The organism is Bacillus cereus ATCC 14579 (assembly GCF_000007825.1).
GTDB classification, from domain to species: domain Bacteria; phylum Bacillota; class Bacilli; order Bacillales; family Bacillaceae_G; genus Bacillus_A; species Bacillus_A cereus.
In genome coordinates this window covers 4,868,853-4,883,325 of sequence record NC_004722.1, presented here as the reverse complement: position 1 = coordinate 4,883,325, position 14,473 = coordinate 4,868,853, and the positions used below count along the sequence as shown (strand labels likewise).

Below are 14,473 nucleotides of genomic sequence, written 5' to 3'. Positions count from 1 at the left end.
GTCATACAGATAAGAAAGAGAGGAGTGTGAACTATGGTTAATGTGGAGCCAATTATAATTGATAATTATACGTTTATTGCGGTTAGCGTGAAACTTCCAAAGACAAATTTGCTAGCTGTAATGAGCGATAAAGGATATATTATGTGTGGTGCATTAGATGTAGGTCTTTTAAATGAGAAGTTAGGTGATCGAGGAATTATTGCTGGCCGTGCGGTTGGTGTAAGAACGATTGAACAACTTCTTGAAGCGCCGCTAGAATCGGTAACGACTGGAGCTGAAGCATTAGGCATTCCAGCAGGAACGATTGGAAAAGAAGCATTATTAAAAATGAGATAAGCATATATCGTCCCTCCTTCTTGCATAGAAATGATATAAGAAGGAGGTTTTTTTATGAGTATATTTCGCTCGAAAAACTCGCGGTTTCGAAGGGGACCTATTGCCTTTCGGTATATACTGCTTATGTCGTTTATTCTTTTTGTTATATTACTTACGCAAGGGTTGTGGATTGTGAATAATAATATTCAGCCGACCTTAATTAAATATGGGGAAGTAGAGACGCATAAAATGGCGACGGCAATTATGACGAAGGCAGTAAACGATCGAATTAATGAAGGATTCGATGTAGATTCATTAATGAAAGTACAGAATGATAAAAACGGAAAAGTATCTACAATTAATTTAAATACAAAGCAAGTAAATGAAATCGTAACGTCAACGACCACGTACATAGAAAAATATTTGCAGCAAGTAGAACAAGGGAAGTTGAAGGAGCTAGGTATTTCTGAAAAAAACGGGGCGACTATGGCAGTTCCTTTTGGGCGTGTAACTGATAATGCGCTTCTTGGTAATATAGGACCAGATATTCCGATTCATTTCACGCCAATTGGGCATGTGAATACAGATATTAAACAAAAAATTGAGCCGCATGGGATTAATACTACAGCGATTCAAATTGTTATGGAAATGGAAGTAACATTGCAAGTAATTATTCCATTTCATACGAAAGAGATAACGGTGAAACAAAATGTTCCGATTGCGACGCGTATCGTTCAAGGGGAAGTGCCTACGTATTATGGAAGTGGAAGTGTTGCTGTACCTGATAAAAAGAAAACAGATAGTTAGTTGTAAATAAAGTGAAATCCGGCTCAGCCAGGCTTTTAATGGATAAAAAATAACCGTAGCAATGCAGCTACGGTTATCGTTTTGTATTTGCTCGTTCTTTGCGTTCCCAAAGGCTTAAATGCATGTATGGATCGAAGGCCCATTCTGTATAGCCATTGTCTTTATACATGCCAAAATGTAAGTGGGGCGGAAATTTTCCGGCTGTACCAGGAGGTCCATAACCAGTGCTACCAACAAATCCGATTACTTTCCCTGGCTCAACAATTTGTCCAAGCTGTATTTCTTTTGAGAACCCGCCTAAATGAGCGTAATAATGGTAATTGTTATGAAGGTCGCGAATACCAATGCGCCATCCACCAAGGCGGTTCCAACCTTTCGTTTCAATAATGCCATAGCAAGTCGATCTTACTGGCACGCCATATCCGGCGAAAATATCTGTTCCTTCATGAATCCTTCTGCCGCCAAAACTTCTTCCAGCGCCGAAAGTACTACGGTAGCTATGGTCACTACGGATCGGAAGAGGAAAAGCATTTCCCTCTAAATTAATACGTCCATAATGTTTATAAATTTGGGCATATTCGCTAATTAAATCAACTGTTTTTGCACGTCTATAATATTCCCAAAGCATAATTTTAATACGGTCTTCTGACGTTCCTTGTTTCCTTAAAATAGTCGCTGCGGTATGCAGAAGATCACGGTCGCTATTTGCATTTGCAAATCCATCTTTGTCACCATCTAAACCTATTCCGCCAAATAGAGAAATTGTATGGGGGAGAGTATCGTTACTATTAATAGGTCCAGCCCATATTTCTGGTTTGAAATAAAGGGAAATGATGGCATCTGGTTTTTTCGGAATATCTTTTCTTACGCTCCGTATATTTCTTTCATATTGATCCATTGCAGCTAAGTAATACCATGGAATGCCTGAAGACTGCTCGGTTTCTTTATATAGTGCCATGCGCTTTTCGTATATGCTTTGCTGATTATCTTCACCGTAAGCGATGTTTTGGTGGAGAAGAAAACAAATAGAAAGCAAAAGAGAAATTTTTCGAAGCATGAAATAGACTCCTTTCACAACATCACTCTTTTTAGTGTGGGATATACGGAGTATTTCATTATAGGGAACGATTGGAAAAAATCTTAGAATCTTCATTTGAGCAAATCGCTTTCATACGTTAGAATAGATATGTTACATTGAAAGAAGCGAACACGGTAAACTATTTCATATTGTGCGGAGTTGATAACCATGACAAAACAAACAGAATATAAGCGCAAGCCCGAATGGTTGAAAATTAAGTTAAACACGAATGAAAACTATACAGGCTTAAAGAAAATGATGCGTTCTAAGAATCTTCATACCGTTTGTGAAGAGGCAAAATGTCCGAATATTCATGAATGCTGGGCTGTAAGAAAAACAGCAACATTTATGATTTTAGGTGCGGTTTGTACACGTGCTTGTCGTTTTTGTGCGGTTAAAACAGGCTTACCAACTGAGCTTGATTTACAAGAACCAGAACGCGTAGCAGATTCAGTAGTACAAATGGGCTTAAAGCACGTTGTTATAACAGCGGTTGCACGTGATGATTTAAAGGACGGGGGAGCAGCTGTTTTTGCTGAAACAGTACGCGCAGTACGTCGTAAAAACCCATTCACGTCTATCGAAGTATTACCATCTGATATGGGTGGAGTAGAAGAAAACTTAAAAATGTTAATGGATGCAAAACCAGATATTTTAAACCATAACATTGAAACAGTACGTCGATTATCTGACCGAGTTCGCGCTAGAGCAAAATATGAACGTTCATTAGAGTTTTTACGTCGAGCGAAAGAAATGCAGCCTGATATTCCAACTAAATCGAGCATTATGGTGGGCTTAGGTGAAACGAGAGAAGATTTAATTGAAGCAATGGATGACTTACGTGCAAACAATGTGGATATTTTAACTCTTGGGCAATACCTACAACCATCTAAGAAGCATTTACCAGTTCTTAAATATTACCCACCAGCAGAATTTGCAGAGCTTAAAGAAATTGCACTTAGCAAAGGATTTAGCCACTGTGAAGCTGGCCCACTTGTGCGTTCTTCTTACCATGCGGACGAGCAAGTACGTTCTGCAAAAGAAAAAACAGCAGGAAGCTAAATAATGAAAAAAAGAGAGCTAATGATTAGCTCTCTTTTTGTTTGTACTCTAAAACGGTATTTGGACATGTTAATAAAATCTTTTTTAATTCTTCTGTGGATAATTCAATTGTAAATTCAGGAACACCAGGTGTAATTAAAATTTTATCGTACGTATAAATAGCGTTATCCACAATAATTGTTACATCGTGTGAATATCCGAAAGGAGCCACACATCCCGGCGTACAACCAGTTTTGTCTCGCAGTTCATCAGGAGAACAGAGAGATAAGCGTTCTCCTGATAGTTCTTTCATCTCTCCCCGGTTGAGCCTTGTGCCCTCTAACGTAAAAAATACGTAATAATCTCCAGACTTTGATTTTAAAAATAAGCTTTTACTTGGGGTGCCTTGTAAGCCAAGTCTCTCGCGTACGATCCGATCGGTCTCATAATCGAGTACTGGTTCGTGTTCGAATTTTTCATAAGAAACATTTGTTTTATGTAGTAAAGCAAGTACGTCTTCGTACATATGAAATGATACCCCTTTCTATTGTTAGAACAGTCTCTTCTCGTGGCGTCAACTGAATGTTTTGGAAAGGGATATTACTTGGACGATGCTTCCCATAAGCGTTTTATGATACATTGTTCGTCGATTGTAATTTCGTAAATATCAGGATTCGTTAAAGTTCTCCATTCATTAAAGCCAATTGTATGATCAAAATGCTTTAAAATGAGCGTAAGTAAATTGCCATGTGTAACAAGTAGTGTTGTCGTATGGTTTAATTGTAAAACGTCTTGAATAAGCGATAGGGCCCGGTCTGTTGCTTGTTTTGTTGACTCTCCGCCTGAAAAGGCAATATCTATATTTGTAAAAGTAGATTCTAGTTTTTGCATCCAATCATCCATTGGAATGTTGCTCAATATGCGTTCAGTTAATCGTTCATCTTCTTGGATAGATAAGTTAGCTTGGAGCGCATAGGGCCGAATGGAATCGATAGCTCGGACAAATGGGCTTGAAATAATATGATCGATTTGTAGATGATTTTCTAAGAGGAATGTAGCAAGGGTGTTTGCTTGGTCTTTTCCATCGGTCGTTAATTCATCATCACGTTTTTGCCCAATTGCTGAACAATGTCGTATTATAATAATTTTCTTCATAATTCATCCCCATCTTTCAAGTTGACGCTATATACTTCGACAAATGTAGAAATAATTCCTTTTTATTGGAAACAGTATATTGATTTAAATATGTGGAAAAGTAATGTGGATAATGAACATTTGAGGTGCAATCATGAATAAAATGATATGTATTGTATTTAGTCTTTGTTTTTTTATACACTTGTCCACAACTTATGCAGAGTCGAATCAAAAACTAAATTATCCAAGCAATCGAAATAAGTCATTTGTGAGTGAGGATGTTTTTTATAAACAGTTAGATAAGAAGATCTATAAAGAATACAAAAATGCAGCATATAGTGTTCGGAAAAAAATCTTATTTAAAGAAGTGCCTGATGAAGAATTTTCTTTCCTACAAAAAACAGCTGTCGGTTGTCGAGGTAGAGTGGTACTTCAAGATTTTTTTGTTCACTCTGATCGCCAAGTATACTTTTTCACTTCTTTTATTCAAAATGAAGTAGGAGAGTTTCATAAATATATCGTTATAGATGCAGAAACAAAGAGGGAGCTGCAAGAGGGCAAAAGTTATCATCCATATAAAAAATAAACCACCAATTTTGGTGGTTTATTTTTTACTCCGGTACACTCATTAATTTCTCTTTCATTTTGCGAATAAGAACGACAGCGCCAATTGTACACAGAAGTGTAATTCCTTCGGCAACGAAGATGTTGATTGTTTTTGTTTGGTAAAGTGCCGCGAAAAAGTCTACAAATGCGTGGAATAGTATAGCGTATACTAGGAAGATATATTTCTTCTGTTTGACTGCGTATAAAACAAGCATTGTAAAGGCGATTTGAAGCACGAGTGCCATAATTCTTTCTAAGCTACCAAGGAAGTATAAGTAGGCAGGTTGCTGAATTAACATGTCCTGTAAAATGCTAAGCTCGGGTTTTTGTTCAATCAGTCGAGCGAAGCTACCATCGTTAATAGAATTAGCAAAGATTAATGCTTGTAATGCAGAAAAACCGCCAATTAAAATAGATTCAATTCCGCCGTGACCAATTCCATAAGCGAAGCCATCTTTATATTCTAGATATTTTTTTAGTAAGAAGAAGAAGGCAACGAAGCGTCCTAATTCTTCAAAAATACCAGCAGTCAATCCGCCATAAATTGCGAAGACAAACGGATTTTCTAAAAATGGAGCGATTGTTGGATTACCGCGCATAAATAGGTGGAATGGTGTTTCAAGAATTTGGGTGAATCCGATAAAGATAAGAACACCAACGCCGACCACTTTCCAATTCATATTATATTTTTTACGGAAATAAACGAGTACGATAATTGGGATCAGAATCGAGACAATGAGTTGAAAAATGATGCTGGCAATTACAGTATTTGAAACCATACTTTCACCGCTTTCTAATATATGTACATATCTATTATGCATGAAATATGGGAGAGATGAAACTTTTAGAAAGAAAATAAAATTTTGATTGACTATAACGTTACGTAATGGTTTATTGTATGTATGGAGGGAGAGAGAAGAAATGCCAATGAGAGTAAAAGAAGTAGCAGATCTAGTTGGAATTAGCGTGCGTACACTACATCATTATGATGCAGTTGGATTATTAACTCCAGACGAGATAACAGATTCAGGATACCGTCTCTATTCTGACGAAAATTTAGAAATATTACAACAAGTCTTATTTTTTAAAGAGCTTGGTTTCCCTTTGAAGAAGATTAAAGAGATTATCACGAGTCCTTCATTTAACCGAGAGGAGACGCTTATTCTTCATAAGAAAATGCTTCTTGAAAAACGTACCAGGTTAGATAAAGTGATTGCGACAATTGATAAAACAATTCAGCATACAAAAGGAGAGATTGAAATGACAACCAAAGAGAAATTTGAAGGATTCGATTTCAGCCATAATCCATATGAAGAAGAAGCACGTGAAAAATGGGGAGATACAGCTCTAGATAAATCGAATGGATATGCAAAAGGTATGTCAAAAGAGAACCAAGAGGAGTTTAATGCTATTTATAGAAATTTAGCAGCGCTTAGACACGATGCACCAGATTCTAAAGAGGCGCAGGCAGCTATTAAAGTATGGTACGATTACTTGCAAAACTTTAGTCACTATTCATTAGACGCTTTTAAGGGCCTCGGTCAAATGTACGTCGCTGATGAGCGCTTCACGAAAAATATCGATAAGTTTGGCGAAGGTTTAGCGCAGTTTATGTGTGATGCGATGGAAGTTTATGCGGATCGTAATAAAAAATAAAAAGTAAAACAGGTGGAGATTTTCTCCACCTGTTTTACTTTTTAATCATATCATTCAAGGTCTGATCTCCCGTATTGTTCAAATGAGGATTTTTACTCATTTCACGTTTTAGCATATCGAGGCTTTGCGTATATTCTGTATCATTTAATGCGCCAGATTGAAGGCCTTGAATTTGGGAAATCAACTTTTGGTCTGTTGATACATATGCTTTATAATAGCGAGGGACGATGGACAAAGCAGCTCTATATACTTGATCCGCTACAAGTTTTGGATCCGTTGTGTTTGCACGATATACAACAAATACTTCATCATCGGTAACGAGTGTAGCAGCGTTTGTAACGTCAGGAAGTTTGACTGTCATGCTTGTAATCATTTCAGCGACCTTCTCGCGATTAATGGCCCCTACTTGTTTGTTAGATACTTCATGCTTTTGTTTAGAAGAATAACCGACTCTTGTGAGTCTTGTATTTGTATTTTCCGTATGATACATGTCGTTTTTATTGGAAACAAGAACACGGCTTCCTTCTTCACGTTCCATTTCAGCTTTGTTCGCTGATTGGCAGCCTGCAAATAAGGAAAGAGTGAGAAGGGAAAGTAAAATTTGTTTTTTCACGATGTATCACCTCCTTCTCCATAGCATGTACTAATTTGCAATTTTTTGTATTTGAAATTGTTGGTTGTTATGCTTTGTGATACGATAAAAAGAAGAATGCTTAGAGAGGAAGTTAATGATGGAGCAAAAGCAAGAGATTCATGCTACGGTGAGCATTAATAATGTTCAGTACGAAGTAATTAAAAACTTTCGTGACGGTTTTAGTGAAGAAGCATTTAAAGAGCGCTATGCAGAAATTTTAAATAAATATGATTACATCGTTGGGGACTGGGGATATGAGCAACTTAGATTGCGCGGATTCTTTGATGATAGTAACCAACGTGCGACATATGATACGAAAATTAGTACGTTAACGGAGTATTTATACGAGTACTGTAACTTCGGTTGCGCACATTTTGTATTACGAAAAGTGAAGAAATAAAAAAATCCTCTTACAATTGTAAGAGGATTTTTTGCATATTTTTGCTTACAAACAAATCGAGATATGATCGCCTTCAGAAAGTATTGTATTTGGCTTCATTTGTTGTCCGTTTAATTGAATATCCCCATTTTTAATTTTATCCACAATGCGTGTACGGCTCCAGTCGGAAATATATGTGGATAAGGCTTTATCGATGCGGTGGGAACCGAAAACAATATCTAATACGATCGTGATTTCGGTTATGCCGCTTTCTTGATGTTGCGTAATGGAAATGGTAGTAGTTGTTTCTGGCTGATCCTGCTGCGTCATATCGACTGTTTCAACGTGATCAGTAAATGCTTTATAAATACGAAGTTTTTGATTCCACGTATGGTCTTTCGGACATTTATAAATGGCAAAGCGGTATATGTTTTTTCCGTTGGCGTTATGCCTACGAATATTTGTGTCGGTAAATAGGGTAGTACGTCTGCAATTTTTACAATATTTTTCGATTGTGTTTTGCTCGTTTTCATATAAACTCCAAGAAAGTTGTACTTTCTGCATTTTCCTTCACCTCTTATAGTAGTGGTAAAGGAACGTAATACAGCTATTTGGATGTCTTGTAGTATGAAGGCATGAGAAAAAGACAAGAATAAAAGGAGGTCCCCAAAGAGGAACCTCCGTAAACATCATACTACAGATGCAATACGCTCCTTTGTAATGGGAATGGGCAGACTACTCCCTTGAAAAAGCACGGTGCTTTTTTGAGAGTAATGCTATCCAATTGCTGGTCCATTACAAAGTAGTTGTTGGCATACGTAGATAACGTCCTTTCTATCCAAATAGATTTATTCTTAATTATAACACAAAAGATTGAAAATTCAAAATACTCGTGATGAAAAAACACCAGCTAAAATAGCTGGTGCATACGATAAATTATATAAGTTCAAATAAAAATGAGCGTAATTCTTCTGCAATTTCTTCAGTCATAGAAAATGCGTGCTCTAAGTAGCCTGGTTCGTTTAAATCGTCAGCACCGATGATTGCAAATTTATTGCGTTGCATATCAAGGACAATTGTTTTACCGTAATGACGATCGGAGTATAATAGCGCTAAATCGTGACGCTCATTTTCTCCCATAAAGCTAACGAAACGAGTTTTTGTAGCGACAGTATCGTCGTACAGAAAGAAACGTTCTTCCATACACATGGCTCCTTTATTAAATATCTAAGTTTAAGTGTGGTTTATGATCTAAATGGTGATGTGTTTTAATGAATCGTACTGTTCTTGTTTTGTAACGCATTACGATAGAGTATGTTTCAGCTAAGTCTCCGCCAAGGAATTTAACACCGTCTAATAACTCACCAGCAGATACACCAGTTGCTGAGAAGATTGCATCATCCCCAGATACTAAGTCATCTAACATAAGAAGTTGACGAGGATCTTCTAATCCCATTTCACGACAACGAGCTTCTTCTTCTTCGTTCATTGGAACTAAGCGAGCTTGCATTTCACCTTCAAGGCACTTTAATGCTGCTGCAGAAATAACACCTTCTGGAGCTCCGCCAATACCTACGAATAAGTCGATACCCGTTCCAGGTAGTGCTGTTGCGATTGACGCACCAACATCACCGTCACCAAATAATTTTACGCGTGCACCTTTTGCACGAACACGGTCAATAATATCTTGATGACGTTCACGTTCTTGAACGATAACTGTTAGATCGCGAATCTTTTTATTGTTAGCTTCTGCTACAATTTCAATTGTTTTTTCAATTGGATCATCTAAGCTAATTTTACCAGCTGCTTTTGGACCAACCGCGATTTTTTCCATGTACATATCAGGAGCATGAAGAAGGTTCCCTTTGTCTGCGATTGCAATAACTGCCATTGCATTTGCAAGACCTTTTGCAACGATGTTTGTACCTTCTAATGGATCAACGGCGATGTCTACTTCTGGACCGTTACCCGTTCCTAGTTCTTCACCAATATACAACATCGGTGCTTCATCAAGTTCTCCTTCACCAATTACAACTGTACCTGCCATGTTTACTGAATCGAACATATCACGCATTGCTGTAGTTGCTGCATCATCTGCTTCATTTTTCTTTCCGCGGCCCATCCACTGTGCGGATGCTAAGGCTGCTGCTTCTGTTACACGGACAATTTCTAGTGCGAGTTCACGTTCCAAGATTCCATTCCTCCAATTTCAAAAATCATACAAATATAACTATAACAAATAACGGAGAAAAGGTGAATTCGAAAAATTGTCGATTTTTTCAGAAGAAAGCGTTACAATTAAAATGTAAATGCTTTAATTTCCAGGTAGGTGACATTCATGTATTTTGTAGACAGAAAGAAAATAGAACAAATGCTAGTATGTTTAGAACGAGCAACAAGTACATTTCAAGAGAAAAAGATATATGAAACCGAGTTTGAATTTTACGCATTAGAGCGCATAGCCCATCTTATTATTGATTGTGTATTAGATGTAGGAAATGCGATGATTGATGGATTTATTATGCGCGATCCAGGAAGCTATGAAGATATTATTGATATTTTAATGGACGAGCGAGTGATAAGTGAAGAAGATGGACAAGGGATGAAAGAAATTATCCTTCTTCGAAAAATGCTTACGCAAGATTATATTCAAATGAATCATGATGAATTATATAAGACGATTCAAAAACATATTGCAGTGGTAGAGAAATACCCAGCAAATATTCGCAGTTATTTAGAAAAGGAATTAGGACCTGTATCTGCATTTGTACCAGAATAATTATGCTTATAAGATCCCCAGAGAATGCCTTTTGGGGATCTTATATTGTATGTGAGAAAGAAAAGGGAGAAGGGTGAAGTATGGGGGAAGCACGTACTACGAAAGACGAGATTGTACAATTGTTGAAAGTAAAGGGAGAGCACACGGTAGCGGAACTAGCTGACGTTTTAGAGATTACAGAAATGGCGATTCGAAGACATTTAAGTAATCTTGAGAAAGACGGACTCATTTATTCTAAGATGGTAAGGCAACATGTCGGAAGACCAACTTATTTGTATGGATTAAGCGAAAAGGGAGAAGATACATTCCCGAAAGAGTATAAGCAATTTGCGATTGATATGCTAGAAGATTTAGCTCGAATGGGCGATGAAAAAATACTTCGTTACGTTTTAAAAGAGAGAACGAAGCGAATGGAAGAACAGTTACAAAAGAGAGTGAGTAATCAAAAGAATTTAGCATATAAAGTGCAAGAGATAGCAGCTATGCAAGAGAAAAATGGTTATATGGTTCAAATAAAGAGAGATGGAGAGAAATCTTTCGTAATTGAAAAACAAAACTGTCCGTTAAAGGAAATTGCCGAGAGATTCCCGCAAGTGTGTGAAGATGAAAAAGAAATGTATAAGCGTTTATTTACGAACGCAGAAGTGAAAACGCTAGCAAATATGTGCGAGGGCGATTGTAGTTGTTCTTACCAAATAAAAGAGAAAAAATGAACGTTATGGGGCGCTTTAAGGTAAAGCGTTTTTTTCTTTTGGAAAAGCGGGTAATATAAGAGTGGTATGATAAGGTGAGAACGTTAGCATAGAAGGAGAGACATAATCGATGTATAAAGGTTACTTAATTGACTTAGACGGTACGATGTATCGCGGAGAAGAACAAATTGAAGAAGCAAGCGACTTCGTAAAAGCATTAGGAGAGCGCGGCATTCCATATTTATTCGTTACGAATAACTCAACTCGCAAACCGGAACAGGTAGCAGAAAAGCTTGTTCGTTTCGATATTCCAGCGAAAGCAGAGCAAGTATTCACAACGAGTATGGCGACTGCGAACTTCATTTATGAACGTAAACAAGACGCAACTGTATATATGATTGGTGAAGAAGGCTTACACGATGCACTTGTGGAAAAAGGATTTGAACTTGTGGATGAAAATCCTGATTTCGTTGTTGTGGGTTTAGATCGTGACATCACATATGAAAAATTAGCAAAAGCGTGTCTTGCTGTGCGTAATGGCGCGACGTTTATTTCTACAAATGGGGATATTGCCATCCCAACTGAGCGAGGATTATTACCAGGTAATGGTTCATTAACATCAGTTGTAGCAGTATCAACAGGTGTGGATCCAATCTTTATCGGAAAACCAGAATCAATCATTATGGAACAAGCTTTGAAAGTGCTTGGCATAGAAAAGAATGAAGCATTAATGGTTGGGGATAACTACGATACAGACATTTTAGCAGGAATAAATGCTGGTATGCATACGCTTCTTGTCCACACTGGAGTCACAACTGTGGAGAAGTTAACAGAATACGAAGTACAACCGACGCAAGTTGTGCATAACTTGACGGAGTGGATTGAGAAGATGTAATGAAGAAAGCTGTTCCAAACTTTGGAACAGCTTTTTTTCTGATATTTGCTGGCAGCCCGATTGGTGTGGGCTAACATTCAGTTGTGACTAGTGTTGATTTTTATCGGTAAGTCGATATATTTGAAAAATCGCCGATATAATTTTGTTAGAATGCACGATTCACAACGTCTTTCACTTCTTCAAGATATTGCTTACGCACACTGTCATCCACAGAAGGAACACTTGTATAGAATGTATGCTCAATTGTTTCAATGCCTGTAAATTCAAAAATACCAACATCCGCTGTTTTCTTCATTGCATCAAACATGCCACCTGCTGTGTATGCCTCTTTCGTATTGCCCATTGTAGATAATAACAATCCTTTTTTACCGCTTAATAACTTTTCAATGCCGTTTTCACCGTAAGCATAAGCAAATCCATGGCTGAATACACGGTCAACGTATCCTTTTAAAATAGCAGGAAGTCCCGCCCACCACACTGGATAAATGAATGTAATGCTGTCAGCCCAAGAGATATGTTCTTGTTCTTCTTTAATATCTTCTGGTGTATTTCCTTGAGAAAATGAGATGAAATCGGAAGCGCCTAATACTGGATTAAAGTTTAATTCGTATAGATCGCGAACGCGTACTTCGTGACCTTTTCCTTCTAATTCACTTTTTACCGTTTCTAAAATCGCATGGTTGAAGCTTTCTGTATTCGGGTGTGCATAAACGATTACATGTTTCATTTTTCTTCCTCCTATTTGTGGATATGTGAATAGCTATTTGTATTTCTGTAACTATTATGGTTACTACTTTTATAGAAGTCAAGTAATACATATGTATGTATAAAAAGACGCTCGAAAATCGCCTTTTTATACCCCGCTCATACAAAGTACAAAGAAGACGAATAAAATGATAACAATACCAATGCCAAAGTTAAATACGAGAGTACTATCCATATATGTAGCCTCCTTGTTTGAAAGTAAAAAGCACTCTAGTTAAGAGTGCTTTTTTATTTTGAATCTACTTTATAACTTTTAGAAAGTGATTCATGCGTGTCATGATTTACATTATTTTATGTATTTATACTTTGAAATGAGTAAGTCCTTGTTGGATATAGAAAAAAAGACACTCGTTCGAGTGTCTTTTAAGATGACAAAATGTGCCAATTGCTTGAGGTTGATAAGACGCTAATTTCCGTTTTAACGCCTTTTCTCTAATCAAGAAGTGTAGCAACAGCGATTCAAATAAATTGTACCATCTGTTTAATAGCTGTGCGTATGTAATTCTGCATATTGCAATTAGAGGGAAATTTAATGTGAAAAATGAATGAGTAAATATATAGAAATTTGATAAGGAGTGAGAAGGTTGGATATACATGTGTTAACAAAAGAAGAAGCGATGGAGATAAATACGTGGACGTACGAGGAACCTTATAGTTTATATAGTTTTTCAGGCGAGAAAGAAGTAATAGAAGAGCTATTAGATGGAACGTATTATGGCTGTTGTGACGATCAAGGAGACCTCATCGGTTATTTTTGTTTTGGAGCAAATGCACAAGTGCCAGGTGGAAGAGATGCTAATTTATATGGTGGAGAAGATGTGATTGATATCGGACTTGGCATGAAGCCGGCGTTAACTGGGAAGGGAATAGGGAAAGAATTCTTCCAAGCTGGAATAGCGTTTGCCACGAAAGAGTTTAATGCAAAAATGTTTCGATTAAGCGTAGCAACATTTAATACAAGAGCGATTACGTTATATAAAAATATCGGATTTAAACAAGGGATTATTTTTTTGAGCCGCGGAAGAGAATTTATGCTTATGGAATACGAAAGGCCGTCAGCATGAAACTGACGGCCTAGAAAACATTATTATTCTGAGTGCTCAGCTCGGTGCGCTAAACGGCTTGAAGCAGCGGCAGCGATTCCGCCAACGATATCATCAAGGAATGTATGCACCTTTCCAGTTGATTTATCATTTAAGTATTCTAAAATACCAGGTTTTAATTTATCAATATATCCAAAGTTCGTGAAACCGATAGAGCCGTACACGTTTACGATAGAAAGTGCGATAACTTCATCAATTCCGTATAAGCCTTCATCACGTTTTACAATATCTTGTAACGGTTCACTTAGCATTCCCTTTTCAGCAAGGACATCAAGCTCGATACCAGTAATCAGTGCGTTTTGTACTTCACGTTTTGATAGTACACGTTCTACATTGTAACGGCATTCTGACATCTCTAAATTTGGATGATATTTTTTTTGAAGAAAATGAACAAGTTCAGCAATATCGTCAATTGTTACACCACGTTCTTGTAATAGTTGTAATGCTCTTTCTTGTAGTTGATTTGATTCTTTCATGTTTATCACCTTTTTTTCTTTTTAGTATTTGTATACGTTTCGTTGCTTTATCATGTGCATAGGAATGAAAGGCGAGCACAAGCTCATATATATAAAGAAAAACCATAGGTGGC

20 protein-coding genes are annotated in these 14,473 nt (G+C 37.2%); 10 read left to right on the top strand and 10 right to left on the bottom strand.

The window, feature by feature from the left end:
• Positions 1-33 precede the first annotated feature (33 nt).
• Positions 34-336, top strand: a complete 303-nt coding sequence (locus BC_RS24815) for a YunC family protein (RefSeq protein WP_000248466.1) — start codon at positions 34-36, stop codon at positions 334-336.
• A 54-nt stretch (positions 337-390) separates the two neighbouring features.
• Complete coding sequence (yunB, locus tag BC_RS24810) at positions 391-1,122, top strand: sporulation protein YunB (RefSeq protein ID WP_000021806.1); 732 nt, start codon at positions 391-393, stop codon at positions 1,120-1,122.
• Positions 1,123-1,195: 73 nt separating this feature from the next.
• Here yunB and BC_RS24805 read toward each other — a convergent pair whose 3' ends face one another.
• Positions 1,196-2,179 (bottom strand): M23 family metallopeptidase, encoded by a 984-nt coding sequence (locus tag BC_RS24805; RefSeq protein ID WP_000944665.1) that lies wholly within the window; start codon positions 2,177-2,179, stop codon positions 1,196-1,198.
• Between the two features lie 189 nt (positions 2,180-2,368).
• Between BC_RS24805 and lipA the strand changes: the two genes are divergently transcribed.
• The gene (gene lipA / locus BC_RS24800) at positions 2,369-3,262 is read left to right on the top strand and encodes a lipoyl synthase (RefSeq protein ID WP_000166373.1); all 894 of its coding nucleotides are present in this window, start codon (positions 2,369-2,371) and stop codon (positions 3,260-3,262) included.
• Between the two features lie 25 nt (positions 3,263-3,287).
• Here the strand turns inward: lipA and BC_RS24795 are convergent, their stop codons facing one another.
• Entirely contained in the window at positions 3,288-3,767 is a 480-nt protein-coding gene (locus tag BC_RS24795; protein WP_000272746.1) for a YbaK/EbsC family protein, read from the bottom strand.
• Between the two features lie 74 nt (positions 3,768-3,841).
• Entirely contained in the window at positions 3,842-4,396 is a 555-nt protein-coding gene (locus BC_RS24790) for a histidine phosphatase family protein (protein WP_000720176.1), read from the bottom strand.
• A gap of 133 nt (positions 4,397-4,529) precedes the next feature.
• On the opposite strand from BC_RS24790, the gene BC_RS24785 reads away from it, so the two are divergent.
• Positions 4,530-4,961 (top strand): hypothetical protein, encoded by a 432-nt coding sequence (locus tag BC_RS24785; protein ID WP_001038431.1) that lies wholly within the window; start codon positions 4,530-4,532, stop codon positions 4,959-4,961.
• Between the two features lie 25 nt (positions 4,962-4,986).
• Here the strand turns inward: BC_RS24785 and BC_RS24780 are convergent, their stop codons facing one another.
• Positions 4,987-5,802: a YhfC family intramembrane metalloprotease gene (locus BC_RS24780; protein ID WP_002195895.1), complete on the bottom strand. Its 816-nt coding sequence runs from the start codon at positions 5,800-5,802 to the stop codon at positions 4,987-4,989.
• Positions 5,803-5,902: 100 nt separating this feature from the next.
• Here BC_RS24780 and BC_RS24775 point away from each other — a divergent pair, with 100 nt between their 5' ends.
• Positions 5,903-6,637 (top strand): MerR family transcriptional regulator, encoded by a 735-nt coding sequence (locus BC_RS24775; RefSeq protein ID WP_001132220.1) that lies wholly within the window; start codon positions 5,903-5,905, stop codon positions 6,635-6,637.
• Positions 6,638-6,671: 34 nt separating this feature from the next.
• Here BC_RS24775 and BC_RS24770 read toward each other — a convergent pair whose 3' ends face one another.
• On the bottom strand, positions 6,672-7,250 hold the full coding sequence (locus BC_RS24770; RefSeq protein ID WP_000744132.1) for a YhcN/YlaJ family sporulation lipoprotein: 579 nt from the start codon (positions 7,248-7,250) through the stop codon (positions 6,672-6,674).
• A 118-nt stretch (positions 7,251-7,368) separates the two neighbouring features.
• On the opposite strand from BC_RS24770, the gene BC_RS24765 reads away from it, so the two are divergent.
• Positions 7,369-7,671 (top strand): YutD family protein, encoded by a 303-nt coding sequence (locus tag BC_RS24765; RefSeq protein ID WP_000435943.1) that lies wholly within the window; start codon positions 7,369-7,371, stop codon positions 7,669-7,671.
• Between the two features lie 45 nt (positions 7,672-7,716).
• On the opposite strand, the gene BC_RS24760 is transcribed toward BC_RS24765, so the two are convergent.
• From BC_RS24760 to glpX, 3 genes are all read right to left on the bottom strand, one after another.
• The gene (locus BC_RS24760) at positions 7,717-8,214 is read right to left on the bottom strand and encodes a hypothetical protein (protein ID WP_001174567.1); all 498 of its coding nucleotides are present in this window, start codon (positions 8,212-8,214) and stop codon (positions 7,717-7,719) included.
• A 372-nt stretch (positions 8,215-8,586) separates the two neighbouring features.
• Positions 8,587-8,853 (bottom strand): DUF3055 domain-containing protein, encoded by a 267-nt coding sequence (locus BC_RS24755; RefSeq protein WP_000392606.1) that lies wholly within the window; start codon positions 8,851-8,853, stop codon positions 8,587-8,589.
• 16 nt (positions 8,854-8,869) lie between these two features.
• The gene (gene glpX / locus BC_RS24750; protein ID WP_000439090.1) at positions 8,870-9,841 is read right to left on the bottom strand and encodes a class II fructose-bisphosphatase; all 972 of its coding nucleotides are present in this window, start codon (positions 9,839-9,841) and stop codon (positions 8,870-8,872) included.
• 147 nt (positions 9,842-9,988) lie between these two features.
• Here glpX and BC_RS24745 point away from each other — a divergent pair, with 147 nt between their 5' ends.
• The 3 genes from BC_RS24745 (at position 9,989) to BC_RS24735 (ending at position 12,016) form a co-directional block, all read left to right on the top strand.
• Positions 9,989-10,429, top strand: coding sequence for a DUF86 domain-containing protein (locus tag BC_RS24745; protein WP_000274006.1), 441 nt, complete (start codon positions 9,989-9,991; stop codon positions 10,427-10,429).
• A gap of 80 nt (positions 10,430-10,509) precedes the next feature.
• Positions 10,510-11,142 (top strand): helix-turn-helix transcriptional regulator, encoded by a 633-nt coding sequence (locus BC_RS24740; protein WP_000503345.1) that lies wholly within the window; start codon positions 10,510-10,512, stop codon positions 11,140-11,142.
• Positions 11,143-11,251: 109 nt separating this feature from the next.
• Entirely contained in the window at positions 11,252-12,016 is a 765-nt protein-coding gene (locus tag BC_RS24735; protein WP_000276467.1) for a TIGR01457 family HAD-type hydrolase, read from the top strand.
• Positions 12,017-12,161: 145 nt separating this feature from the next.
• Here the strand turns inward: BC_RS24735 and BC_RS24730 are convergent, their stop codons facing one another.
• Positions 12,162-12,743: an NAD(P)H-dependent oxidoreductase gene (locus tag BC_RS24730; protein ID WP_000683439.1), complete on the bottom strand. Its 582-nt coding sequence runs from the start codon at positions 12,741-12,743 to the stop codon at positions 12,162-12,164.
• A gap of 622 nt (positions 12,744-13,365) precedes the next feature.
• On the opposite strand from BC_RS24730, the gene BC_RS24725 reads away from it, so the two are divergent.
• A complete protein-coding gene (locus BC_RS24725; protein WP_000351221.1) occupies positions 13,366-13,845 on the top strand; it encodes a GNAT family N-acetyltransferase in 480 nt (159 codons plus the stop codon).
• A gap of 23 nt (positions 13,846-13,868) precedes the next feature.
• Here BC_RS24725 and BC_RS24720 read toward each other — a convergent pair whose 3' ends face one another.
• On the bottom strand, positions 13,869-14,360 hold the full coding sequence (locus BC_RS24720) for a phosphatidylglycerophosphatase A family protein (protein WP_000665103.1): 492 nt from the start codon (positions 14,358-14,360) through the stop codon (positions 13,869-13,871).
• Positions 14,361-14,473 lie beyond the last annotated feature (113 nt).